Consider the following 23955-nt stretch of genomic DNA (forward strand, 5'->3'; position numbering starts at 1 on the left):
CTCAGGTTGAAACTTGCTCAGTCCTGGGATTGCGCGGGTAGTAGCGTTCGGGAAGCCGCTCGATGTGGGGAAAGAACCGGGTGTCCTTGTAAGGCATCTTCATAAAGCCGGATACGCCGAGGCCGGTGATTTGTTCAACAGCTGACAGGATCTCATCTAACAGCCGGCTGAACTCGGGTTCCTGATCAGGGTCGAGCAGACGATAGTGGCTATGGATTTTGAGATGACGGGGCAGGGCTTCGAAGATGATCATGCCGGTGTGGTGAATATTGTTCAGTGCCTCAAGCGAACGAATGATGGTTTCAGGAAGAACGAGAAATTCCTCCGGATCCGGGCCGTCTTCAAAGTAGGAGTGAACGCGACTTTCGTCTTCCACCTCTGGTGCGGCACTGACCTCGTAATGCAGCTTCATGTCCGGCGACACCAGAAACGGCTGGTCGGGTTCGTCGCGATCAATGTGCAACGTGTTCCGGGCGTTAAAGAGGCAGCTTTTGAAAATCCCCTTACGGTAAATCGCCTGAGCCAGGTAGACCATATTGTTGACGGCCTGCACAAACGCAGACTTCAAGGCCGGATCGTGCAGATTCAGGGAGGTATCAATGTAGACGCCATCGGTTTCCCAGCGCACAGCCAGTCCACCTTCCACCGGGTAACGCCCGAGCCGGCTGACGGCGGCCAGAAACGCCTTTTCGGTTTCGCCCATGCCCTGCATGAAGTTCTTGTAGTAGCGGTCCAGCTGCACGTCATTGACGTCGTTGAGGGTTTCCGGTGCGCCTTCCTCCCTGAGGAACGATTTTCGGGAGCTGTAAACCACCGTGTCAATTTCCTGGTCTGAGGCCCGCACCCACACCGGCACCTGTGCCGTGACTGGTCTTTCCGGAAGATCAATCATCACCGTCCGGGCCATCCGCGGCATTTCTCTGAGATAGTAATCGCCGGCTTGGCGTCGCGTATCCGGATCCGGCGACAGCATGCCGTCGAGCATGCGGGCAAACTCCATGGGCAGCCCCAGGGAAGTGGCCGGAATGGCACGATGACCAAAACGGCACGATTGCGCGGACGCCAGGGCATAGAGGGTGCCGGCTGCACCCTGTTCGTCAAACCGGGGAGAAGACAGGCCGCCGTTTAGCTGTTCATCGCCGATGAAATAGACGTCCCCGAGCCGAGCGTTGGTCTGCTGCACGTTATCGGACATCAGCTCCATGACGTTGGCGGTAATGAATTGCTGGTTGGCGTCCAATTGGGCAAACACGGAGGAGCCCCAGTCGATCAGGGCAATGTTTTCCGTGCTGGCGTCGAAGACCAGATTGGAAGGTTTGATATCGCCATGGACGATCGGCCTGCCGGCGGGCCCGTTCTCTCGGCGCAGGTTGCGCAGGATGTCGGCAAGCTGGTCCGCAATGCGCATAACGAGCCGGGGTTTCAGGCGCCCATCTCGCAGGGAAACCTCTTCCAGGTTCAACCCGGCGGCACGCTCCATTACCAGAATCGGCTGGTTATTGGCTCGCTGGTAGGAAATCAGCCGGGGCACTCTGGGATGCCGGACCTGTTCCAGAATATAGGCTTCATCTTCGAGGCGGTCCTGAAGATGTCGGGGCAGGTTGATGCGAGTGAACTTGAAGACGTGTTCTGGACCGCCGACCCCGGTTCCGGGTAGGCGGCCAGAGAATACAAATCCGTATGCGCCCTTGCCAATCAACTGAATGTCTTCATAACCGAGTTGGCGGAGCTGGGCGGCGCAGAGCGCCACCCAGTCCTTGAGCTTCTTCGCATCATCATGGCTGAGCAGATAGATCGACTGCTCTTCGGGGATGTAGAACTGCTGCAGCTGAGTCTTCTGCGCCATGATGAAGTGTCAGCCCATATGCAGGAGCATGGTTTGAGGCGATTCCAGATAACCTTTCCAGCGGTTGCAGAATCGGGCAATGGTGCCGCCGTCGATAATGCGATGATCGCCGGCCCAGCTCACAGTCATGATGGCGCGTTCCACCACCTGGCCATCGGCATCAAACCGGGGCAGTTTCTGCGTGCGCCCCAGGGCAACAATGGCCACTTCCGGCGCATTGATAATGGGCGCGGTGTAGGTGCCGCCCAGTGCGCCAATGTTGGAGATGGTGATGGTGCCACCCTTGAGGTCTTCCTGGCTGACGCGACCCGAGCGGGCCGCTTCTGTCAGGCGAGCGACTTCATCGGCAATTCCTAGTAACGACAGGCTCTCGACGCCCTTGATATTGGGCACCATCAGACCTGCCTTACCATCCACTGCCATCCCGATGTTGCACTGGGGCAGATAGTGAATCTCCGTCACATCGTCGTTGAGCTGGCTGTTGAGTACCGGGAATTCCTGCACGGCCAGCGCAATGGCCTTCATGAAGAAGGGCATGAGGGTCAGTCTTGAGCCCCGTGCCTCTGCCTCCGGTTTCAGTTGCTCTCGTAGCTTGAGCAGGTCGGTGACATCGATATCCTCGCTGTAGATAAAGTGAGGAATGGTGGTGGCCGATCTCACCATGCTTTTCGCCATGGCGGCTTTCATGCCGCGGATGGGCTCGACCCGAACGTCCTGTTCGGGCGCCGGCTGCCCGCGGCCACGACCAGTGGTGGAAGCGTGCGTATCGTTGACGGGCGCCTGAGTCTGAGCAGGTTTTGGGCCTTCCTCAAGATGAGCCAGTACATCGGCTTTCAGCACACGGCCATCCTTACCGGAGCCGGTGATATCACCGAGGTTGAGCTCGTGCTCCCGAACCAGACGACGAACGGCCGGGCTGGCAGGAATTCGCTGTCGGCTGGCCGTAGCCACAGGTGAGGCCGTTGCGGTTGAGAGTTGAGCAGCGGGCTCCGCTTTGGCTTTGGGCTCGTCCGGTGCTTCCCGATCCCGGGGAATGAACGCGAACAGCGGGGCATGAACCTTGGCCATGGCCTGCTGTTGATGATAGAGCTTGGTTACGCGCCCGGCTTTGGGGGCGGTAATCTCAACCATGGCCTTGTCGGTCATCACGTCGACAACAGGCTGGTCTTCCTCGATCTCGTCACCCTCGGCGACTCGCCATTCCACAACCTCGCATTCGACTATCCCTTCTCCGATATCCGGCAGGATAAAGTCCTCGGTGGCGTTATCGTCAGACGCCGGAGTTGCGGTAGATCCCGTTTTGGTCTCGCCATCCGGCTCAGGGTTGGCAGGCTCCGGAGAGCTGGCCGACGGCGCCTGGCCACCACTTTCGCTCTCATCCACCAGCTCAAACAGCGGGGCATGGACCTTGGCGATATCGCCTTCCTTGTAGTAAAGGCGGGTCACCCGACCCTTGTAGGGCGCTGGAATCTCCACCAGAGCCTTGTCGGTCATCACCTCAGCGACTGGCTGATCCTCTTCAATCACATCGCCTTCACTGACCAGCCATTTGACCAGTTCACATTCCACGATACCTTCGCCGATATCGGGCAGTATAAAATCACTCATAGTCGCTCTCCTGTCCTGATATCAGCCTAGAATTCAACGCTCGCCCTGATGGCCTCGTAGACCTTCAGGTGGTTGGGCAGGTGCTCTTTTTCCAGCACCAGCGGGAAAGGGGTGTCCATCCCGGTTACCCGAGCGATCGGAGACTCCAGATACAGGAAACAGCGTTCCTGAATCGTGGCGGCGATTTCACCGGCGAATCCGCCGGTCAGGGGAGCTTCGTGGGTGACCACCAGCCTTCCGGTCTTGAACACGGAGTTGGCGACGGTTTCCACATCCCAGGGCAAAATGGTCCTCAGGTCGATGACCTCACAGGAAATGCCATCTTTTTCAGCCCGTTCGACGGCCTGGTCAATCACTTCCATCTGGGCGCCCCAGCCCAGAATCGTGACGTCCGTGCCCTCCTTGGTGACTTCGGCTTCGCCCAGTGGCAGGCGATAGTCTTCATCCGGCACTTCACCCACCGAGGCCCGGTACAGTCGCTTGGGCTCAAAGAACAGGGTCGGGTTGGGATCGTGGATAGCAGCAAGCAGCAGACCTTTTGCCTGATGCGGGTTGCGTGGCACTACGATTTTCAAGCCCGGGGTATGGGCAAAGTAGGCCTCCGGCGACTGGGAGTGATACAGACCGCCAGCAATACCGCCGCCGTAAGGCGCGCGAATGGTCAGCCCGCCTACGTCGAACAGGTTGCCTGAACGATAGCGGAACTTGGCGGATTCGTTCACGATCTGATCAAACGCCGGGAAGATGTAGTCGGCAAACTGGATCTCGGCCACCGGCACCGAACCCTGGGCTGCGAGGCCGTTGGCAAACCCGATGATTCCTTGCTCTACCAGCGGCGTGTTGAAGCAACGGGCCTTGCCGTATTTCTGTTGCAGGTTGCTGGTGGCGCGGAAAACACCGCCAAAGACCCCAACATCCTCACCGAAACACAGAACCCGCTCGTTCTCCGCCATGGCGGTATCGAGGGCATTGTTGATGGCCTGGAGCATATTCATCTTGGACATCTCAGGCTCCTCCCTTGGCGTGTTCGGCACTCTTCGGGTATTCATCCGGGTTGCGGCGAATGTGTGCTTTCAATTTGTCGAACTGCTCAGCCAGGGCAGGTGGCACCTCGTCGTAGACGTCGCTTACCAGGGATTCGAGCGGTGGCGGTGGACGCTTCTGGGCCCGTTTCATGGTTTCCAGTACTTCACGGCGCATGTTTTCCTGGAGCTGCTTTTCGTCGTCCTCGCTCCACCATTTCTTGCTTTCCAGCCAGAGGCGCATGCGCAGGATCGGATCTTTCTCGCGCCAAACCGCCTCTTCATCCTTGCTGCGATAGCCGGAGGGGTCATCTGAGGAAGAGTGGGCAGCCAGGCGATAGCTCATGGCCTCAATCAGCACTGGGCGGTTGTGTTCCACAGCCAGCTTTCGGGCTTCCTGAGTGGCCTGGTACATCGCAAGAATGTCGTTACCATCCACCCGAATCACATCCATCTTGTAGCCGTAAGCCCGGGGTGCAACGCCGTCGGCAGCAAACTGTTCGGCGGCCGGCGTGGAGATGGCGTAACCGTTATTGCGGCACAGAAAAATCACCGGCACGCGGTGAACCGCTGCCATATTCAGGGCAGCATGAAAGTCGCCTTCCGAGGCGGCGCCTTCACCAAAATAGGTAATGGTGCAGAGACCTTCGCCCCGGAGTTTCTGACCATAGGCATAGCCCGCGGCCTGGGGAATCTGGGTGGCCAGCGGCGAGGAAATGGTCATGTAGTTCAGCTTCTTCGAGCCATAATGCACCGGCATCTGGCGGCCTTTGCCGTAGTCCATCTCGTTGCCGAACAATTGGTTCATGAATTCGTCGATGGTAAAGCCGCGGTAGGCGAGGGCACCTTGCTCCCGATACTGCGCCATGATCATGTCACCATCGTCGAGTGCCGCGGCACTGCCGATCACGGCGGCTTCTTCACCGGTGCACTGCATGTAAAAACTCAAACGGCCCTGCCGTTGGGCGGCTAGCATGCGCTCGTCGAGTATTCGGGTGGTGACCATGGCCCGATAGATACGAAGGGCCTTGTCTTTGTCGAGATCAGGAGCCTTGGCGCTCTTGTAGAGCTTGCCGTCCTGTTTCAGGAGCTTGAACGTGGGAATCCGGAATTCCGCACCGTCGGTAAACACTGGGGAATACACAACTTTGGACTTTGTTGTTGTCATAATCCTCTTCCTGGGGTAATGGCCTGAGGAACAAACACTCCTTGTGGGAGTGTAGTTAATGTCATTGTAGACAGCCTGGCGGAATCTGGTGTGATTCGTGCCAAGTGACGTTTACCTTAACGTAAACTGCGGTTTAGGGGTAGACCCTCGTCTCGAGATTTTCTTGAGCCGCCTGAGACTCTTGAAACCCTAAAAACGAAAAAAAGAGATCTTTCCAGAGGGCAACCGGGAGACGTCGACTAAAATTCCAATTGGATATTTGGCAAAGCAAACACTCTGATCTAAATTTAGCTTTGTATTTAGGGAATAGGACGTTCCTGACCGAATAGTAGCCATCACGGCTTGAGGATGTCATTCGGCAGTGTCGGAGAACGACGGCTGTTTGACATCAGGAGAATTGTGATGGTTATTCGGTTAGAAATATCCGTAAGATTGATGCTGTGGCTTGCCGCAGGTTTGGTACTGTCGGTGAGCTCTCTGGCCCAGGCTCAGGGAACCGAGGGGCAGAAGCCCAATATCCTTGTCATCTGGGGCGATGATATTGGCACTTGGAATATCAGCCACAACAACCGCGGCATGATGGGCTATACCACCCCTAATATCGACCGCATTGCCAATGAAGGTATCGCCTTCACCGACTATTACGGCCAACAGTCCTGCACGGCTGGCCGTGCCGCCTTCGTTGGCGGTACAAGCCCCGTTCGCACGGGCATGACCAAGGTCGGCCTTCCTGGGGCGCAAGAAGGATGGCAGGAGTCAGATATCACCATTGCGGCGGTTATGAAGTCCCTTGGCTACGCCACCGGTCAGTTTGGTAAGAACCACTTCGGTGACAGGGATGAACACCTGCCCACCAACCACGGTTTTGACGAATTCTTCGGAAACCTTTATCACCTGAATGCGGAAGAAGAACCGGAGCATCGCGACTACCCGGGCGACTACGTGCTACCCAGCGGGGAAACGTTCGCAGAGAAGTGGGGGCCAAGGGGTGTGATGAAAGTCACCGTTGACGACGATGGCACGCAGGACATCGAAAATACCGGCCCGCTCACCAAAAAGCGGATGGAGACTGTTGATGAGGAGACACTGGCCGCTGCCAAAGATTTCATCAAGCGCCAACATGAAGCTGGCAAGCCCTTTTTTACCTGGTGGAACGCCACCCGCATGCACTTCCGCACCCACGTTAAAGAAGAGCACATCGGGATAAGTGGGGCGAGCGGTAACGAGTACCATGACGGCATGGTTGAACACGACCGACATGTGGGCGAGCTGCTGGATCAGCTCGAAGAACTGGGTATCGCGGACAACACCATTGTGTTCTATTCAACCGATAACGGTCCCCATTACAACACCTGGCCAGACGCCGGCACTACGCCGTTCCGCAGTGAGAAAAACTCGAACTGGGAGGGTGCATACCGCGTTCCGGCCTTTGTACGTTGGCCCGGGGAGTTTCCTGCCGGCACAACTATTAATGGCCTGGTCGCCCACGAAGACTGGATGACCACGTTCGCCGCCGCTGCGGGCAAAGAGGATCTCAAGGAAGATCTGCTGGATGGCTACGAGGCGATCGGCCGGAATTACAAGAACCACCTGGACGGATACGACATGACGGAATATCTGTCGAAGGCTGGTTCCTTCGAATCCATAAACGCCGATATTGCGGCGTCTCCACGCAAGGAGTTCTGGTACTTCAATGACGACGGCCAGATGGTAGCCATCCGCCTGGGCGACTGGAAGGCGGTATTCTATGAGAATCGCGCCGAAGCCTTTGAGGTCTGGCGGGAGCCGTTTACAGAGCTTCGTGTGCCGCTGTTGTTCAACCTTCGTCGTGACCCGTTCGAGAAGGCGCAGCATAGCGCGAACACCTACAACGACTGGTTCCTGGATCACGCATTTGTCCTGGTGCCAATGCAGGCAGCGGCAGCCAAGTATGCCCAGACCTTTATCGACTACCCGCCGAGCCAGAAGCCAGGGTCGTTTAATCTCGAAGGTATTGTCGAGAAACTCAAGGAGACAGGTGGGACACGCTGATTCGTTAGCTTCACCCCATGACGCGCCTGGCACCCTTGTGGTCAGGCGCGCCTCCTGCAAATTAACTGAAGGACCAGCTTATGTTTGCGAGATATGCCCTGATCGTCCTGTTTTTGTTCGTGTCTCCCACGCTGGCTGCGGAACCCTTACCTTCCTGGAACGACGGGGCGAGCAAAACGGCAATTGTGGAGTTCGTTAAACTCGTTACCGAAGAAGACAGCCCTGATTATGTGCCACCGGCGGAGCGTATCGCGGTGTTCGATAACGACGGGACCCTGTGGGCTGAGAAACCGGCCTATAGCCAGCTCTTCTATGCGGTTGATCGGGTAAAAGCTCTTGCACCATCCCACCCTGAGTGGAAGGATCAACAACCGTTTAAGGGCATCCTCGATAATGATCTTGAGTCGGCCCTGGCTGGCGGTGAGGAAGCGTTGATGAAGATCATCATGGCGACCCATGCTGGTATGACGACCGACGAGTTTGAAGCACAAGTGGCGGATTGGCTGGAGACGGCCCGGCATCCCGAGACCGGAAAGCCCTTCACCGGAATGGTCTATCAACCGATGCTGGAGGTGCTGGATTACCTGCGCGCCAACGGTTTTAAAACCTTTATTGTGTCCGGTGGAGGCGTAGAGCTTATGCGGGTATTTTCCGAGGCGGTTTACGGCGTGCCGCCGGAGCAGGTGGTTGGTTCCAGCATCAAGACAGAGTTTCAAATGCGCGATGGTGAGCCCGTCCTGGTGAAACTTCCGGAGCTGAACTTCATTGACGACAAGGCAGGAAAGCCGGTTGGCATCAACCTTCATATTGGCCGACGGCCCATTGCCGCTTTCGGAAACTCAGATGGCGACCTGCAGATGTTGCAATGGAGCACCTCAGGAGAGGGCCCACGCCTTGGTGTCATCGTTCATCACACCGACGCGGAGCGTGAATGGGCGTACGATCGTAAAAGCCACGTCGGAAAACTGGACCAGGCGCTTGATGAAGCTCCGGACCGGGGCTGGGTGGTGGTCGATATGAAGTCTGACTGGGAAGTGATCTATCCGAACGGTGGTCAGTAACGGACGACGGGCAGAGGGTGTTGATGTATGACTCGTTCCTGTCGGCTGTCACGGGTTCTGCATACCCGTTTCCCATTACGTTTCTGTTCCAGCATTCAGAGACTGTCGCTGCTTTTTATTTTGTTGGTCGTTTCCAGTCTGATGCCGAGCCTGGCCTGGCCAGAAAAAGCGCCTGGCCAGGCGGCAGCGGAGCACGGCTACGAGCCGGCCTCCACCTGCGAAGGCTGCCATCAGCAAACCGCCAAAGCCTGGTCCGATTCCGACCATGCCTGGGCGATGCGGCCCGCTGCCGAGGAATGGATTCTTGGTGCCTTCGAGGACACGGACTTCAGCGATGGCGCTGTCAGCGCCCGGTTTTTCAGGCGGGATGGCGAGTACTTTGTTGAAACCGAAGGCGATGCTGGTGCGCCCGAAGAGTTCCGGATCGCCTACACTTTTGGGTACTTTCCACTCCAGCAATATCTGGTCCAATTTCCGGGCGGGCGCCTGCAGGCGTTAACGATTGCTTGGGATACCCGAAAACGGGAAGAGGGCGGGCAGCGCTGGTTTTCGCTCTATCCCGGTGAGCGGTTTGCGCCTGATGACGCTTTGCACTGGACCGGGCGTTACCAGAACTGGAACGCCATGTGTGCGGACTGTCATTCCACCAATCTGCGCATGAATTACGATTCGCAGACAGATACTTTTGCGACCACCTGGCAGGAACAGAATGTTGGCTGTCAGGGCTGTCACGGCCCCGGGCGGGAACACGTTGAATGGGCTGGCAACCGCCAAGGCCACACCAACAATAAGCTCAGTGCTGGGGAGATGGGGCTGAAGCTTGATTTCAGTGCGATGAACGGCGAGCAAGTGGTTGAGGCGTGCGCCTATTGCCACAGCCGTCGCCAGGCCCTGAAAGACGGACATCACGCGCAGGAGCCCTACCTCGACAAGGCGTTGCCCGCGACCTTGAGACCGGATCTTTATTATCCCGATGGCCAGATTCAGGGTGAAGTATACGTCTACGGGTCTTTCACCCAGAGCAAAATGGCGGCGGCCGGGGTCGATTGCCTGGATTGTCACGATCCGCACACCACGGAGCTTCTGGTCGAAGGTAACGGCCTTTGTCTTCAGTGTCATAATGCCTCGCCTCCTGATCGATTCCCTTCCCTGAAAGCGGGCAACTATTCGACCGAGGCTCATCACCACCATCCCCTGGATTCGAAGGGAGCAATGTGTGTTAGTTGCCATATGGCTGAAAAGACATACATGGTTGTTGACCCGCGACGGGATCACAGCTTCCGGATTCCCCGCCCGGATTTGACCCTGAGCACCGGGAGTCCGAACGCCTGTAACGATTGCCACGATGAAAAAACGGCTGAGTGGGCAGTGAACGTTATTGATGGATGGTTCGAATCACCCCAGCGGCCACAGCACTTTGCGCAAGCGCTTAGTGCATTCGGGCAGGCAGAGGACGATGCGTTTATTCGTCTTGCCGCACTGATCCGTAATCCCGGTGCGCCGCCAATAGCACGGGCAACTGCTGCCGAGCATCTGGCCGGCTTTGGTACGCAGGCCGGATCAGCACTGCGTTCAGGGTTGTTGGCGACGGACCCTCTCGTTCAGGCCTACGCGGCAAACAGCGCAGCCATGTTGCCAGCCGGGGATCGCGTTGACTGGTTGCAACGCCAGTTGGCGCCGGACCAGCCCAAAGCGGTGCAGGACCAGGCTATTCGCGCGCTAGCGGGCGTGGATATTCTGGAATTTCCTGAGGAGAGTCGTGCACGTATTGAATCCCTGAAGTCGGACTACGAAAGACGCGCTCAGGAGATGGCGACGCTTCCGGGAACCCGCCTGAACTTCGCGGCCTATCTTGATCGTGAAGGCCGGCATTCGGAGGCGATCGAGCATTATCAGCGAGCGCTCAGGATGGATGGAGCCTTCACGCCGGCGCGGGTCAATCTTGCGATCCTGGCCAGCGAACAGGGCAGGACAGACCTCGCTACCAAGGTGCTTGTGGAGGGTGTCGATCGAAAGGAATCCCCCGCAGCGGATCGTGGCCACATGGCCTACCTTTTGGCGCTCGTCTATGTCGAACGTGGCGATCTCCCAGAGTCGCTGTTCCGGTTCGAACAAGCCGGCTTGCTGAGTCCCGAGAACCCTCGCGTGGCCTATAATCATGGTTTGGTACTAGTCCGAATGGGCAGCCTGGAAACCGCTGAAGAGGTTCTTCTAAAAGGGCTGGAAAGACATCCCACGGACCCTGGGCTGCTGAACGCGATGGTATTCCTGACTATGCAGCAAGGCCGGCTCTCGGAAACTCTGATCTGGGCCCGTCGACTTAAGGCATCGTCACCAGAGGATCCTCAGGCTGAACGGCTGGTGCGGGATCTGGAGACCCGGCTGAATTAAACTCAGGATACCGGCAGATAAAGCGGATGCGACGATTATCGTTGATGACTTCATCGAGCGCTTTTTCGTAAATTGCAAAAGCGTGCTACCGTCAGTTCAGTAAACTTGCTGAATAATTTCAGAAATTTGACTCTGGCGGGTAGAACGCATGAACGTAATTGTTATTGGTGCGGGAATCATGGGCACCACCTTCGCCACCCTGGCGAAAGAGCTGGCACCGGAACTCGATATCACGATTCTTGAAAGACTGGACGGTCCCGGGGCGGGAAACTCCTGGGTATTCAATAACGCCGGCACTGGGCACGAGGCGAATTGTGAGTTGAACTACACGCCGGTAGACGAAGAGGTTATTTCGGTCGAAAAGGCTGAGAAGATTCACGCTCAATTCAATGTGGCCAAGCAGTTCTGGGCCTATCTGATCCAGAAGGGGGCCATCAAGGACCCCAAGTCGTTTATCAACCAGACCAAGCACTGCACCATCGTCTCTGAACCATCAATTCCTGAGCTGAAACTGCGTTTCAACGAGATGTCCGCCCACCATTTCTTCGAACAGATGCGCTACTCGGAAGATTTCGATGAGATCAAGAGCTGGATTCCTTACACCATGGAAGAGCGCTCTCGCCATGAAAAAATGGCGGCAACCGTTATTGAAACGGGTACGGACGTCAACTTCGGTGCGTTGACTGAGCAAATGGCTAAACATGCGGTGAATGACCTGGGCGTAAAGATTGAATACGGCACCCACGTTAAACGCGTGCATCGAAGCCCCGCTGGCAGTTGGCTTGTTGAAACGCAGGGCAGAGGGGGGGATCGTCAATACAAGGCGGACGTTCTGTTTGTCGGTGCCGGAGGCGGTGCATTCCCGATCCTGAAGAAGAGCCACCTGCCTTTCGCCCGTCGGTTCACCGGCTTTCCGGTCGGAGGTCGCTTCCTGCAGGCGCTGATCACTGCCGAGCAGGCTGAGCACTATCGGGCCAAGACCTATGGCAAGGCCAAGGTGGGCGCGCCTCCGATGTCCGTACCGCACCTGGACCTGCGAGTTGCAGATGGCCAGTACTACTTACTGTTCGGCCCCTTTGCCTCGTTCAAACCGGTGCTTGAGAGAGGCCGTGGCTTCCTGGATTACCTGCGCGCCATGCGCCTGCACGATATTCCGGGCCTGCTCAATGTGGCTCTTGAGCATTTTCCCCTGGTTAAGTACCTGGTGTCTGAAACCTTCAAGGGTGAAAAGAGCATGTTCGAGGAGCTGGACAGCTTCGCCCCGGGCATGAGTAAAAAGTTCAACTGGAAAGCCGTCGAGGCGGGCCAGCGCGTACAGATCATCCGGGACGGGGATCTGCAAATGGGTACAGAGATACTCGTCTCAAAAGACAAGACCTACGGAACGCTGCTGGGTGCATCGCCCGGGGCGTCGGTGTCGCCGGAAGTCATGTTGCGTTGCCTGGAAGAGCTTTTGCCGTCTATTTTTAACAGTGAGGAAGCCGGCAAGAAGAAAAAAGAAATATTCCCCGAGGACAATCTGGAGACCCTGGCCAAGAATCCGGAGCGTTACCGGGAAATCCGGGATACCGTCAACGAGCGGTTAGGCATCAAGCAGTCGGCATCGCAGCAGGACTGAAACGGCCAACAAACAGCAGGGAGACATCCATGGACAGCAGAATCAGTGTGACCTCGCCTCTCGTGATCCTTCACGGCGACGAAATGGCCCAGGTTGCGTTCGAGCATATTCTCAAGAAATTCGTGAGCTCTCGGCTTGATATTCAGCTTGAAGAAATTGATCTGTCTGCGGAGAACCGCCTGTTGACCAATGGCCAAGTGGTTATTGATGCCATCGATGCGCTTCAGCGTCATGGTGTCGGTGTGAAAAACGCCGGCATGACGGTAAACCGGCAGCAGCTGGAGGACTTGCTCCGCAAGCACCCGGATGTGGACGGCAACAACCTGCATCCTCTGGCGACCAAATCGCCGAATGGCGCTATCCGAAAGGGTATCAGTGGCAACATTACCCGGGAAGACATCCAGTTTCGCAACCTCAATATCCGCCGGCCGGAGTGGGTAGGGCGTGATATTGAGGTGGATACCATGGAATTCGGTGGCATCAAGGACAGCTTCAACCAGCTGTCATTGGCAACCGGTGTGGTCAAACTGATGTTCGTTGGTAGTAGTGGCGATCCTGTGGAGCTGCATCGCCGTGAGATCCGAAAAGGCGATCCCTGGCTGTTGGCAACCAACGACATAGAAGACGTAAAAGCCTGGGCCCACCGCTTCTTCCAGCGTGCGATCGCAGAGAAACGGGATGTGTACCTCGGCCTTAAAGATACCGTGATCCCGGGCTACGACGGCGCCATGCGCTCGGTGATCGAGGACATCTATCACAGCGACTACAAGAAGCAGATTGAGGATCTGGGGCTCCATTACTACTACGAGCTTATTGATGCCCAGGCGGCGCGTATTGTCTCCAACCCACCAAAGCGCGCTCTTTGGGGTGTTCCGGATAACACCACCGGGCGCAAGTTGCTCAAGCTGGTGAATCAGCTTCGGGAGTTCGGCATTCCGAGCCGGGGTGCCCATGTGTCCATCTCCCGCATGAGTGCCGGTGGCGGCGACCAGTACGGCAGCTTCAATATGGCAGCCAAGGAAGACGGCATTCTCAAGGTCATCGTGGACGGTGACGAGAAGCATGCCCGCCGGGTAAGGAAAGGCGATCCCATGCTGCTCATGTCCAATGACCGGGAAGCGATCAAGGACTGGGTCCTGCAAGTGTTCCGGGATGCCTCGCGCAAGGATAAGGAGGTGTATTTCGGTCTCAAACGCGAGTACATGGAGTACGACGAAGTCTACAGTGAAGTGATTACGGAAGTGCGCAGGGAGCTGGCCAGCGAGCACACGCCGCCGCCATCGTTCATGATCATGCGGCCTTCGAGCCAGCTAAAGAAGATGATCACAGACCCACCCAGAAATGCGCTTTATCCCTCCCAGAACCTGGATGGGGACATTTTCTCGGACATTTCGGCCGCGCTCGGCGGCAGCCTGGCGACCGCCAGTTCGATCATCGAGAGCAAGGACGGCACCATGCTGTTCGAGGCTCCCCACGGCACCGCTCACGATCTTTATTTGCAGTATCTGGAGAGCGACGGCAAGGTCGCCCATTTCAACCCCTCAGCGTTGATCTTCGCTCTGGCCAACGCCCTGGAATCCCTGGGTGAGCGGGAGGGCAACGAGCCCCTGAGCCAGTACGCCGTTCAACTCAAGGCCGCGTTAACCGATACGGTGGATCGTGGCACCGTCACTGCCGATCTGAAGGGCAAAACTGTTGATCCGGATTCGGAGCAGGTGGTGGATATGGTTGGTTTTCTTGAAGCCGTGGAGAAAACGCTCCAGTGATCCGTGAGACCAGTGGAGCGCCGGATCCAGGATCCTACTGTGTAGAGATCTGTTTCGTGGTGCCAGTCATTGGCGATCTGATCCGGCCAAAGGCGTTAACGTAAGCTCTAAAGGGTGCGAGGGAGCATCATGGCGCCCATCTACGATGACAGCCAGAGTTTTCATACAGGGGCCTACCTTAATGGCGTTTTATAACCGAAAGAAACTGGAATTGCAGGAGGCGCTCGCAAAGCTTGAAGCTGCTGAAAACCGCGTGCGGGAGCTTGAGTCGGATTTCCGGGCCGTTGAGCAAGCCATGGCGGTTTTGGTTATGACGCAGGATGGCATTGTCGAAAGCGTGAACAAGGGGTTCCTGGAGCTACTGGGTTATGAACGTGACGCGCTCATCGGCCAACACCACCGGGTTTTCTGTGCCAGCGATTACGCCAGAAGCGAGGACTACATCAGATTCTGGCGGGAGCTGGTCACCGGTAACGTAAAGCAGGGAAGTTTCCCGGCGATTCACGCCGCTGGACACGATGTCTGGTTGGATGCCCTTTATTCGCCTGTGATGGGCGAACAGGGTGTTTCGAAGCGAGTAATCGCATTAGTTAGCGGAATCAGGAACTCAGCAACGGATTTTAATAACTAAATCTGCCGTAATTGGCTATGCTCATAGGGAAAGTTTCAAGTTTCCTTACTGTAATCCGGCGACCCTCGCCCTAAGGACAGTCAAAATGATGCGAACACAGTTCCTGCAGGATTTAATCAAGCAGCTCTCGCCAACATCGGATGAGACGACTTACGTCTACTGCACTGTGCCCAAGGCAAAGTACGGCGAATTAGAACACCTCAAGCCAATTGTCAGCATTGCCGAACTGGAAGGCCTTACATTGGTCATTCCTCTGGATGAGGCCAAAGCCGAGGGCCTGGACTACTACAGAGTATTTCGTCGCATCACCCTGGAGGGCCACTCCAGCCTGGAAGCTCTGGGGCTAACATCTGTGGTCACGAGCCTACTGGCCGAGCGAGGCATTACCACCAATGTTATTGCCGGGTTCTACCACGACCACATGTTTGTGCCCAGCGATCGCATTGATGAGGCTATGAGAGCGCTTAAGGAGTTAGCAAGCAATCCAGGTGGCTAACCACCTGGGTTTCAGGCGCCGTTGAGGTGCTTTTCGTTCTGCTTCTCAAGCATCTGAGTTTTGCCGGCGGCGTATCTGAGTGCCACCGCCAGAGTGAAAAATGCCGCCAAGCCACCAAAAAGAGTAATCACAGGGATAACGTTCATAGGTTTGAAGACCTCCAATGGTTTTATCGTTGGATCCTGCTTCCTTTTCGCAGAAGCTTCTCCAATCGATCAGTTACAGCGAGGACAAGTCGTCTGCCGCTGCATTGTGTTCAAGCTAATCATTAGTGTACTTGGAAGAGGCTTTCTTGGACGTATGCACAAACCATTACTGCACGTATGCAAAAACCCGTAGACGAGGCCGGAAATAGCTAACCCCGCGGCGCTGAACCCGGGTTGACCGTCGCCGCGCTGGCGCAGCGATTGCAGGCCAGTGAGTATCGACACGGCCATCCGGGCGATACAAAAGTCAAACAACACACCCCAAGTGCTTGCTGTCTAAGGTAAACCAGCCCTTTTAAACCAGGGGGAAGGAGGTGTGTATCTGGTCTCTTATGCGCCCAATTGGTGCAATTCTTGGTAGCGTCGCTCTATTGCAGCTCGGTAGTGGCCTGCTCAATACGCTTCTGGCCGTCACGGCCAACGAGCAGGGTTTCTCCACTGCAGTTATCGGCATGATCATGTCCGGTTTCTTCGTCGGATTCGCCTGCGGCATCTTTATCAGCGGCCGGCTGATTCGCCGCATGGGGCACATTCGCACGTTTGCCTTCTGCGCTGCGGTTTGTGCGTCCATCGCCCTGTTGCATTCGCTTTGGGTCAATCCGTGGGCGTGGATGCTGCTGCGATTCTTCTACGGGCTGGCATTGGTCACTCTGATGACAGTGACGGAGAGCTGGCTCAATACCCGGGCTGAAAAGCACGAACGGGGGCGGGTATTTGCGCTTTACATGGTGGTCAATCTCGGGGGTATTGCCCTGGCGCAGCAGCTGCTGCATCTGAGCCCCGGTGAGTTGTTCCTTCTGTTCTCAATCTCGGCAATCCTCAGTTGCTGGGCCCTGTTGCCCATTACCATCACCAGTCGCAGCCAGCCCCATATCCCCGAACGAGCAAAAAGCAGCCTTAACAAAATTATCGGGTTTGCGCCGCTGGCCGTTGCTACCTCAATGCTCTCCGGTCTGGCCATGGGCGCGTTCTGGGGAATGGCACCGCTTTACGTGAGCAGGCTGGGGTTTGGGTTGTCTGAAGTGGGCCTGCTGATGAGCCTGACCATTGTAGGAGGTGCGCTGCTGCAGATCCCGATTGGCCGTTTTTCGGATACACAGGATCGGCGCAAAGTGCTGATCGTTGTGGCAGCGCTGGCGGCTGTTCTGTGTTTGACTATGCCATTTGCCTGGAGCAAGTGGTCGCTGATAACCATGTTCTTTCTATGGGGCGGCCTGTCCTTTTCGCTGTACCCTTTGGGCGTGGCGCAGTTGTTGGATCAGTTGCACCCGGACGAAGTGGTGTCAGGCTCCACCGACATGCTGGTGTTGCACGGTGCTGGCGCTGCCCTGGCACCACTGCTGGTGGGTGCGATCATGAATCTGGTGGGTATTCAGGGAATGCCGTTCTACATGGCGGTTGTTCTGGGCTTGCTCGCTGCCTATGCCATCTATCAGGTGCGCCATGTATCCCTGCTCACCACCGGGGAGCACGCCCATTTTGAGCCGATGGCGCAGTCGTCTCACGAGATTGTTGAAATGATTGAGCGATAGATGACTTGGTACCTGTGCCGCTACAATTTAAGGGAATCCTCCCACCTACAGGGTCACCAGAATGAGCGACGTGTTAGAGAGATTGGGACTCGTTCCTTTCTTTATCCAACAACTGACCAACGTCAGTCTGCTAGATAATCGCCTTGGGCGTGTGACTTCAGTCCAGCGTTCCAATTGCACGGTTTTCTCCGAGCCTGGTGAGAGGGTGGTGGAGCTTTCTGCCGCCTTACGACAGTCAACGGCCATTGATCGACCGACGGTGGGCGACTGGGTCGTGCTGGATGAGTCGCTTTCGCGGATAGAACAAGTCCTTGAGCGTAAAACTCTGTTCAAGCGCGTGGGTGCAGGGACCAATCATGAAATTCAGCCCATCGCTGCCAATATTGATATTCTTTTTATCGTTAGCTCCTGCAATGAAGAGTTTAAAGAATCCCGTCTGGAACGGTATCTCACCTTGTGTGCAGAAGCTGGGGCAATGCCCGTTGTCGTGCTTACCAAGGCCGACCTCGTTGACGATGTAGACAATTACGTCCGTCGAGCACGCAACACGCAATCCGGAATAGCGGTTGAAACGGCAAATGCGCTTGATACTTCGACTCTAGATGGTGTTCGTTCCTGGATTGATAAGCAGTCTACTGTGGCTCTCGTTGGCTCGTCCGGCGTTGGTAAGTCGACCCTTTTGAATACACTGGCAGGGCGAACGCTCACTGCTACGAATGACATTCGCGAGGATGATAAAAAAGGGCGCCATACGACGACTCATCGCGAATTGCACATTCTGCCGTCCGGAGGGCTTCTCGTTGATGTTCCAGGAATGCGAGAGCTTCGGATTGCGGATGTTGATCAGTCAATCGGAGCCGTTTTCGACGATATTGAACGATTGGCCGAGGACTGCCGGTTCGCTGACTGCCAGCACGATACGGAACCCGGTTGTGCCGTTCGTCGAGCGATAGAGGAAAACAGAATCGACAGTCGTCGCTTAGCTAACTATAAAAAACTATTGCGCGAGAATGCTCTGGCGACGGCAACCTTGGCAGAGAAACGTGCTCAAGGTCGGGCGTTCGCGAAAGTGGTGAAAGATGGCAAAGATATAAAACGAAAGAGATTATGAGTACCCACTCAGTACTGGTGGGCGACGACAGGAAGCACCTCCCGAGGCCGTCATGCAACCAAGCCAATTGAACCGCTACAACCTTGTTCAACTGTGTTTGCAGGGCTCGATCTCGCTGGTTTTGATTTTATCAGTCACCGGTACGGTTAACCTTACCGCTCTGGTGATCGCGATCGCCCTTTCGCAAGTGTTGGCTGTGATTGAGGTGTGGTCGGCCGCCAGAGGCAACACCGGCTCAACATTTGTCGCAAGCCTCATCCAGGTCGGTGCACGGATCGCAGTATCTGTTCTCTTATTCTTCTTTCTGCCTCTCGGGCCACAGTGGATGATTGTAGTTTTGGGCGTGGCTTGGGCCGGCGCGGATACCTTGAGATATCTGTACTACCTCCAGAAAGCGACCCGTGTGTTGGCCTGGGCCCGCTACAGCGGCTTCATCGTGCTTTATCCAATTGGTATGGCGCTGGAAAACATGATCGTCTGGCGCTTGATGCAGCACTATCTCAACGAGCCTTTGTGGTTTTTTCTGCCGTTCTTATCCGTCTACCTCGTCTTTGCCGTACAGATGTATCTCTACATGCTGCGCCAGAGGCGCCGCTTTCTGTCATGTGAGGGGCGGTCGGATCCCTCATCGGCATAATCTGAGCGTTCCGGCTCTTCAGCATTGGGCTCTGATTACCCGCATTTTTTGGCAACCTTGACCGACTCAAGAAGTTGCACAATCAGTCGAACATAGATTATCTATGTCCTCATGGCTCAAATAACGTCACTGTATGTCTATAAGGTCCTCAGTCAGGCAAGCCCAGGCGTCGAAACGCGGGACTTGATACGCGAACTTGGGCTTCCCTGGGAGGGCCCCATCGATCCAACTCAGATGGTGTCTTCAACGGAATATTATGATTTCTTTGCTGCTTTGGTTGATCGAGATCCGAATGGCCTCTCATTACCACTTAAAATCGGTGCCTCAATGCGAAGCGACGAATACGGCGCTTTCGGCCTGGCCTGGAAATCCGCGCCGACCTTGCGTGGGTCATTCACAAGGGCAGAGCGGTACGGGCATGTTCTGGGCAGTGCAGAAACGTATTCGCTTGAGGAAACGACACAGGGGTTCCTATTCAACCTTGAAAAAACGGGGGATGGTTGTCCAGGCATGCTGCTCTCCAATGAGGCCAGCATGTCGGCGGTAGACACCATTAGCAAGGAAGTGAGCTCCTCAAGCTTTAAACCGATGGCCATCTATTTCAAGCATGCACCGCGAGGCGATACCAGAGTCTATGCGTCGCATTTTGGGTGCCCGGTCCATTTCGAGTCGGGGCGAGATGCGTTGCTTGTCAATAAAGAAAGCCTCGAAGCTCTCAACAAACTGGGCGACGAATCCATTGCCCAGTTTTTTGACCGACATCTTGAACAGCAACTGAATTCGCTTAAGGGCAACATCGACCTGCAACAACAAGTTCGGCGTGCTGTCGCCAACGTGCTTAGCGAAGGGGTACCGAAGCTGTCAGGGATTGCGTCCGAACTGAATATGGGCGCACGAACATTGCAAAGAAGATTGTCGGAGCAGGGGTATTCGTTTCAAAACGTTGTCGACATGGCGCAGAAAGATCTCGCACAGCGACTTCTGCGTGAGACAGACTACAGTCTTGCCGAAGTCGCCTTCCTGACCGGGTTTGCGGAACAAAGTGGGTTTACTCGGGCCTTCAAGCGTTGGGCGGGACAGACGCCACGATCCTATCGACTTCGAGCTCGCTGAAGCGGGGTTCAAGGTTGTCGCCAGTTGCACAAACTCTGGCACCCTGGGGCAATAACAAACAACACTGTTCCTCGAAAATTGACTTGCACTTACGAGAAAAGGAGCAAGTCAATGAAACCATCCAATCAGGCACATCAAACAATTCTTGTCGTAGGCGGTACCGGGAAAACCGGCAAACGCGTCGTTGAACAGCTCAAAAGCATTGGTCATGAGGTTCGAGTTGGGTCCCGCTCAGCGATCCCGTCTTTTGATTGGGCCAACGAGAAAAGCTGGGACGCCTGCCTCACTGGCGCAACCTCAGCCTACATCACTTACTCACCAGATCTGGCAATGCCAGGAGCAACGGACGCTATCCAGGCGTTTGTTGGCTTGGCCAAACGACGCGGAGTGAAGCGACTCGTCCTGTTGTCCGGGCGTGGCGAAGCCGAGGCACAAGCCTGCGAAGACATTGTTCGGGAATCCGGCCTCGAATGGACAATCGTCCGCGCAAGCTGGTTTAACCAGAATTTTTCTGAAGGCGCATTCATCGACATGGTGTTGAATGGCGCGATCACTCTGCCAGCAGGCGATCAGGTCGAGCCTTTCGTGGATGTCGATGACGTTGCAGACGTGGCTGTTGCTGCGCTGACTCAGGACAACCACAGCGGGCGGATCTATGAAGTGACGGGGCCAAGACTGATGACCTTTGCGGACGTGGCAAACGATCTTTCCCGCGCGACCGGTCGCGAGATTTCATTCATCGACGTTCCTCACAAGAGCTTTATTACTGAGATGGAGAACTCCGGGGCGCCCGAGGAGGTGGTCTGGATGCTGGATTATCTCTTCGCAACGGTTCTTGACGGCCGCAACGCCCATTTGAGCGATGGCGTTCAACAGGCACTTGGCCGCCCACCGAAAGACTTTGCTGCGTTCGCAGAGGAAGTGGCGAAGACCGGTATCTGGGAAAAACGCTAAAGTCGGCTACAGAATTTGAATTTGAGGCTGTTTAAAAATAATCGCGACGCGATGTAACACTTGAACCGGCCGGGTTACTGAAAGCTAACAGGACCACAGAGCTAAGAGAATCTTAGGAGCCCATCATGGCGCACAAATTTGCGGAAATCGCTTTTACCCGGACCGTTAAGCAGGTCCAGGAGGAGATGGGCAGCCGGTCGGGTTACTCATCCAGTGAGACCGGCCCAGACCGAAACCATTTACTCAGGGAACGGGAGCGGGCCTTCATTGAAGCTCGTGACAGCTTTTACGTAGCCAGCGTCAGTGAGACAGGCTGGCCTTACATCCAGCATCGGGGTGGGCCAGTCGGCTTTTTGAAGGTAATAAACGAGTCGACCATCGGGTTCGCTGATTACTCGGGTAATCGTCAGTACGTCACCACGGGTAACGTGTTGAACAATGATCGCGTGGCATTGTTCCTGATGGACTATCCGAACCGTAGAAGACTGAAACTCCTTGGACGGATGTCGCTTGTGAGTCCCGATCAGTCGTCGATTCTCGACGACCTGCAGGGCGATAGCTATGAAGCAAAGGTAGAGAAGGGCATGGTCATTCGGGTCGAAGCCTTTGACTGGAATTGTCCGCAACACATAACCCCTCGCTACACTCAGGTTGAGGTAGAAGCCCTGCTTGAGTCTATGCGCGGCGGGGGCTGAATCGACATCAAAGGGTAGACTGAAGTTTACTGCTGTAGCGCCGTAGTTTGCCTACGGTTTCTGACCAGTCATCTGTCCCTACCATATCGGTGAACTCAGCGTGAGCGTCTTCCCATCGTGCCAATGCCTGCTGGTATATGTCTTCGCCTTCCGGCGTCAGAGCCAGGCCTAGTGAACGCTTATGGCCTGTTGGCTGGGATTGCAGCAAGCCCTTGGCAATCAGTTTTTCAACTGTTCGCTGAAGTGATGTCCGCTCCATGCCGAGAAGCTCAGCTAGCTCGTTGATGGAGTTTGGGGGCGACAGTTTGATGGCATTCAGAATTGAGAACTGGGTAATCCTGAGGCCGGTGTCGGAAAGGTGATGGTTGTAGTGACGGGTTACCAGCCTGGAAAAAACACGGGAATAGAGCGCGGCGCAGGTTCTGGCAACCTCAAGAGGCGTTGTTTCCTGATCGAATGACTGCTCAGACATAATGGGCTCCTGCTCGATGAAGTGTATATGCATGATCCTAGGTTGAAGCCCGGGCAATGTCTAGTTAGTCAAGCTAATGGATTTGATGCGAATCTTGTTTAGTTTCAGTAACAGATAGGCCTCCAGGACGTCTGTGCAGTAAGGATCACTCTCTAACGTCCTCATCAAACACGAGGGAGGCACCATGAAAAACCAGGAACTCAACCTGTTACACGTGTTCAGCGCCATAATGACGGAAGGCTCGATTACACGAGCGGCGGATCGCCTCGGCATGACCCAACCAGCGGTTTCGAATGTTGTTTCCCGAATGCGGACGGCCTGGAAAGATCCTTTGTTTGTGAAGCGGGGACGGCAGGTAGAGCCGACGTCCTATGCGCAAAGCCTTTGGGACCAAATCCGCAATCCCCTGTACGAACTGTCCAATGCGGTAAATTCCACCCGCTTCACGCCCAGTGAATCCCGCAGAACGTTCAGGGTAGCCGTCACCGATTTAATACTTGAAATGGTCTGGCAACCGCTGGTCTCCGAGTTGCAGCAAAGTGCACCGGGTATTGATCTTCATGCGGTGCCTTTCTCGCCGGCCACCGCGGCGAACCACCTTCGCGAAGCGAGCGTCGATTTCGTGATCGGGTTTTTCGAGCAGCATGACCACAGCCTGAGAAGCCTGTGGTTGTTCGACACCGGTTATGTTTTGGCCATGAGAAGCGGCCATGATCTGAGTGGTCAACTGGTTGACCTTGACTCCTTTCTCAATGCGCAACATCTTCTGGCAACCATGTCTGGTGAGGCTCATGGCGTCGTCGACGATACACTCCACAGACGGGGTTTGGAGAGACGCGTCGCGGTAACGGTAAACCACTTTTCTGCCGTTCCGAATCTGCTCAGGAACTCCGATCTGGTCGCAACGATTCCGGAAGTTATTACCGGCGACTGCGAATTCTGCGCTGGTATTTCGATTACCAGTCTGCCAATTGAGGTGGAGCCAACCAGCCTATACCTCGCATGGCATACCCGCCACGACCGGGATCCCGGCATCATCTGGATCCGGAGCGTGATCGAACGGGTTGCCAAGGCGTGTTGGGCAAAAGCGATGGCTGCCAGAGCGCTTGATTGCGGCCCGCTGACAATGATCGATTCTGGTTTAGACAATCGGCCCATTAACTAGAACGCCTGTCCATTTGTACGCCTGCTCCAGTGGTTACTATTTCTCTCGTAGACATCAACCACTGGAGAAACCCATCATGAAAAACGTAACTGCCAAAGCACTGCTTCTTGTTTCTATCGCCCTGATCTCTGCCTCAGCCAGCGCTTCGCTGGCAGACCGAAAATCAGACATCGACGATCACGGTGAGGCTGTGAGCAGTCCCTATTCTGGCCAGAAAGTGATCCGCGGGCAGGTGGTTCTTAAATAAAAGGCCGTCATGAAAAAAAGGGGCAAGGATTTTTATCCTTGCCCCTTTTTTATGTGCTGTGACCCGTCCTGAATAAGGTTTACACCTTCCTGCTTGAGATTACGGAGGGTGTGATGAATACGAAGAGGCGGAGGAGTCAGAGGGATTATTCCCTGGCCTTTAAATTGGCGGTGGTGGACCAGGTT

General features: G+C 55.6%; 21 protein-coding genes. 15 read left to right on the top strand and 6 right to left on the bottom strand.

Annotated elements, in window-relative coordinates:
* Position 1: 1 nt before the first annotated feature.
* The 4 genes from FMN52_RS01355 to FMN52_RS01370 are packed head-to-tail and all read right to left on the bottom strand — an operon-like array spanning position 2 to position 5644.
* Positions 2 to 1846: a protein kinase gene (locus FMN52_RS01355; protein ID WP_148606929.1), complete on the bottom strand. Its 1845-nt coding sequence runs from the start codon at positions 1844 to 1846 to the stop codon at positions 2 to 4.
* Positions 1847 to 1855: 9 nt separating this feature from the next.
* Positions 1856 to 3454: a dihydrolipoyllysine-residue acetyltransferase gene (locus FMN52_RS01360; protein WP_148606930.1), complete on the bottom strand. Its 1599-nt coding sequence runs from the start codon at positions 3452 to 3454 to the stop codon at positions 1856 to 1858.
* Positions 3455 to 3480: 26 nt separating this feature from the next.
* Positions 3481 to 4458, bottom strand: a complete 978-nt coding sequence (locus FMN52_RS01365) for a transketolase C-terminal domain-containing protein (RefSeq protein WP_148606931.1) — start codon at positions 4456 to 4458, stop codon at positions 3481 to 3483.
* Between the two features lies 1 nt (position 4459).
* Complete coding sequence (locus FMN52_RS01370) at positions 4460 to 5644, bottom strand: thiamine pyrophosphate-dependent dehydrogenase E1 component subunit alpha (RefSeq protein WP_148606932.1); 1185 nt, start codon at positions 5642 to 5644, stop codon at positions 4460 to 4462.
* A gap of 402 nt (positions 5645 to 6046) precedes the next feature.
* Here FMN52_RS01370 and FMN52_RS01375 point away from each other — a divergent pair, with 402 nt between their 5' ends.
* The 7 genes from FMN52_RS01375 to FMN52_RS01405 all read left to right on the top strand — a co-directional run bounded on the left by FMN52_RS01375 (position 6047) and on the right by FMN52_RS01405 (position 15638).
* On the top strand, positions 6047 to 7675 hold the full coding sequence (locus tag FMN52_RS01375) for an arylsulfatase (RefSeq protein ID WP_205424876.1): 1629 nt from the start codon (positions 6047 to 6049) through the stop codon (positions 7673 to 7675).
* 80 nt (positions 7676 to 7755) lie between these two features.
* On the top strand, positions 7756 to 8736 hold the full coding sequence (locus FMN52_RS01380; RefSeq protein WP_148606933.1) for an HAD family hydrolase: 981 nt from the start codon (positions 7756 to 7758) through the stop codon (positions 8734 to 8736).
* 27 nt (positions 8737 to 8763) lie between these two features.
* Positions 8764 to 11127 carry a tetratricopeptide repeat protein gene (locus tag FMN52_RS01385; RefSeq protein WP_148606934.1) on the top strand — a complete coding sequence of 788 codons (2364 nt, stop codon included), beginning with the start codon at positions 8764 to 8766 and terminating at the stop codon, positions 11125 to 11127.
* 148 nt (positions 11128 to 11275) lie between these two features.
* The gene (locus FMN52_RS01390) at positions 11276 to 12745 is read left to right on the top strand and encodes a malate:quinone oxidoreductase (protein ID WP_148606935.1); all 1470 of its coding nucleotides are present in this window, start codon (positions 11276 to 11278) and stop codon (positions 12743 to 12745) included.
* A 29-nt stretch (positions 12746 to 12774) separates the two neighbouring features.
* The gene (locus FMN52_RS01395) at positions 12775 to 14511 is read left to right on the top strand and encodes an isocitrate/isopropylmalate family dehydrogenase (protein ID WP_148606936.1); all 1737 of its coding nucleotides are present in this window, start codon (positions 12775 to 12777) and stop codon (positions 14509 to 14511) included.
* A 181-nt stretch (positions 14512 to 14692) separates the two neighbouring features.
* A complete protein-coding gene (locus tag FMN52_RS01400; protein ID WP_148606937.1) occupies positions 14693 to 15142 on the top strand; it encodes a PAS domain-containing protein in 450 nt (149 codons plus the stop codon).
* Between the two features lie 85 nt (positions 15143 to 15227).
* Positions 15228 to 15638, top strand: a complete 411-nt coding sequence (locus FMN52_RS01405; protein ID WP_148606938.1) for an ACT domain-containing protein — start codon at positions 15228 to 15230, stop codon at positions 15636 to 15638.
* Between the two features lie 11 nt (positions 15639 to 15649).
* On the opposite strand, the gene FMN52_RS20070 is transcribed toward FMN52_RS01405, so the two are convergent.
* Positions 15650 to 15784 (bottom strand): hypothetical protein, encoded by a 135-nt coding sequence (locus FMN52_RS20070; RefSeq protein WP_275898157.1) that lies wholly within the window; start codon positions 15782 to 15784, stop codon positions 15650 to 15652.
* Positions 15785 to 16176: 392 nt separating this feature from the next.
* Between FMN52_RS20070 and FMN52_RS01410 the strand changes: the two genes are divergently transcribed.
* The 6 genes from FMN52_RS01410 to FMN52_RS01435 all read left to right on the top strand — a co-directional run bounded on the left by FMN52_RS01410 (position 16177) and on the right by FMN52_RS01435 (position 21886).
* Positions 16177 to 17376, top strand: a complete 1200-nt coding sequence (locus FMN52_RS01410) for an MFS transporter (RefSeq protein ID WP_148606954.1) — start codon at positions 16177 to 16179, stop codon at positions 17374 to 17376.
* A gap of 61 nt (positions 17377 to 17437) precedes the next feature.
* Positions 17438 to 18487: a ribosome small subunit-dependent GTPase A gene (rsgA, locus tag FMN52_RS01415; RefSeq protein WP_148606939.1), complete on the top strand. Its 1050-nt coding sequence runs from the start codon at positions 17438 to 17440 to the stop codon at positions 18485 to 18487.
* A 52-nt stretch (positions 18488 to 18539) separates the two neighbouring features.
* Positions 18540 to 19124 carry a protein tyrosine phosphatase-like domain-containing protein gene (locus tag FMN52_RS01420; protein WP_148606940.1) on the top strand — a complete coding sequence of 195 codons (585 nt, stop codon included), beginning with the start codon at positions 18540 to 18542 and terminating at the stop codon, positions 19122 to 19124.
* Positions 19125 to 19235: 111 nt separating this feature from the next.
* On the top strand, positions 19236 to 20237 hold the full coding sequence (locus tag FMN52_RS01425) for an AraC family transcriptional regulator (protein ID WP_148606941.1): 1002 nt from the start codon (positions 19236 to 19238) through the stop codon (positions 20235 to 20237).
* Positions 20238 to 20348: 111 nt separating this feature from the next.
* Complete coding sequence (locus tag FMN52_RS01430; protein ID WP_148606942.1) at positions 20349 to 21191, top strand: NAD(P)H-binding protein; 843 nt, start codon at positions 20349 to 20351, stop codon at positions 21189 to 21191.
* Positions 21192 to 21316: 125 nt separating this feature from the next.
* Positions 21317 to 21886, top strand: a complete 570-nt coding sequence (locus tag FMN52_RS01435) for a pyridoxamine 5'-phosphate oxidase family protein (protein ID WP_148606943.1) — start codon at positions 21317 to 21319, stop codon at positions 21884 to 21886.
* Positions 21887 to 21893: 7 nt separating this feature from the next.
* On the opposite strand, the gene FMN52_RS01440 is transcribed toward FMN52_RS01435, so the two are convergent.
* Positions 21894 to 22358 carry a MarR family winged helix-turn-helix transcriptional regulator gene (locus FMN52_RS01440; RefSeq protein WP_148606944.1) on the bottom strand — a complete coding sequence of 155 codons (465 nt, stop codon included), beginning with the start codon at positions 22356 to 22358 and terminating at the stop codon, positions 21894 to 21896.
* Between the two features lie 184 nt (positions 22359 to 22542).
* Here FMN52_RS01440 and FMN52_RS01445 point away from each other — a divergent pair, with 184 nt between their 5' ends.
* Positions 22543 to 23523: a LysR family transcriptional regulator gene (locus FMN52_RS01445; protein WP_148606945.1), complete on the top strand. Its 981-nt coding sequence runs from the start codon at positions 22543 to 22545 to the stop codon at positions 23521 to 23523.
* Positions 23524 to 23599: 76 nt separating this feature from the next.
* Positions 23600 to 23770 carry a hypothetical protein gene (locus FMN52_RS19830; protein ID WP_162851844.1) on the top strand — a complete coding sequence of 57 codons (171 nt, stop codon included), beginning with the start codon at positions 23600 to 23602 and terminating at the stop codon, positions 23768 to 23770.
* Positions 23771 to 23955: the final 185 nt, after the last annotated feature.

The sequence above is a fragment of the Marinobacter sp. BW6 genome (assembly GCF_008107725.1).
Taxonomy (GTDB): domain Bacteria; phylum Pseudomonadota; class Gammaproteobacteria; order Pseudomonadales; family Oleiphilaceae; genus Marinobacter.

Coding starts and splice junctions, on each gene's coding strand:
- FMN52_RS01355 (WP_148606929.1), bottom strand. CDS start 1,846: ATGGCGCAGAAGACTCAGCTGCAGCAGTTCTACATCCCCGAAGAGCAG.
- FMN52_RS01360 (WP_148606930.1), bottom strand. CDS start 3,454: ATGAGTGATTTTATACTGCCCGATATCGGCGAAGGTATCGTGGAATGT.
- FMN52_RS01365 (WP_148606931.1), bottom strand. CDS start 4,458: ATGTCCAAGATGAATATGCTCCAGGCCATCAACAATGCCCTCGATACC.
- FMN52_RS01370 (WP_148606932.1), bottom strand. CDS start 5,644: ATGACAACAACAAAGTCCAAAGTTGTGTATTCCCCAGTGTTTACCGAC.
- FMN52_RS01375 (WP_205424876.1), top strand. CDS start 6,047: ATGGTTATTCGGTTAGAAATATCCGTAAGATTGATGCTGTGGCTTGCC.
- FMN52_RS01380 (WP_148606933.1), top strand. CDS start 7,756: ATGTTTGCGAGATATGCCCTGATCGTCCTGTTTTTGTTCGTGTCTCCC.
- FMN52_RS01385 (WP_148606934.1), top strand. CDS start 8,764: ATGACTCGTTCCTGTCGGCTGTCACGGGTTCTGCATACCCGTTTCCCA.
- FMN52_RS01390 (WP_148606935.1), top strand. CDS start 11,276: ATGAACGTAATTGTTATTGGTGCGGGAATCATGGGCACCACCTTCGCC.
- FMN52_RS01395 (WP_148606936.1), top strand. CDS start 12,775: ATGGACAGCAGAATCAGTGTGACCTCGCCTCTCGTGATCCTTCACGGC.
- FMN52_RS01400 (WP_148606937.1), top strand. CDS start 14,693: ATGGCGTTTTATAACCGAAAGAAACTGGAATTGCAGGAGGCGCTCGCA.
- FMN52_RS01405 (WP_148606938.1), top strand. CDS start 15,228: ATGATGCGAACACAGTTCCTGCAGGATTTAATCAAGCAGCTCTCGCCA.
- FMN52_RS20070 (WP_275898157.1), bottom strand. CDS start 15,784: ATGAACGTTATCCCTGTGATTACTCTTTTTGGTGGCTTGGCGGCATTT.
- FMN52_RS01410 (WP_148606954.1), top strand. CDS start 16,177: ATGCGCCCAATTGGTGCAATTCTTGGTAGCGTCGCTCTATTGCAGCTC.
- rsgA (WP_148606939.1), top strand. CDS start 17,438: ATGAGCGACGTGTTAGAGAGATTGGGACTCGTTCCTTTCTTTATCCAA.
- FMN52_RS01420 (WP_148606940.1), top strand. CDS start 18,540: ATGCAACCAAGCCAATTGAACCGCTACAACCTTGTTCAACTGTGTTTG.
- FMN52_RS01425 (WP_148606941.1), top strand. CDS start 19,236: ATGGCTCAAATAACGTCACTGTATGTCTATAAGGTCCTCAGTCAGGCA.
- FMN52_RS01430 (WP_148606942.1), top strand. CDS start 20,349: ATGAAACCATCCAATCAGGCACATCAAACAATTCTTGTCGTAGGCGGT.
- FMN52_RS01435 (WP_148606943.1), top strand. CDS start 21,317: ATGGCGCACAAATTTGCGGAAATCGCTTTTACCCGGACCGTTAAGCAG.
- FMN52_RS01440 (WP_148606944.1), bottom strand. CDS start 22,358: ATGTCTGAGCAGTCATTCGATCAGGAAACAACGCCTCTTGAGGTTGCC.
- FMN52_RS01445 (WP_148606945.1), top strand. CDS start 22,543: ATGAAAAACCAGGAACTCAACCTGTTACACGTGTTCAGCGCCATAATG.
- FMN52_RS19830 (WP_162851844.1), top strand. CDS start 23,600: ATGAAAAACGTAACTGCCAAAGCACTGCTTCTTGTTTCTATCGCCCTG.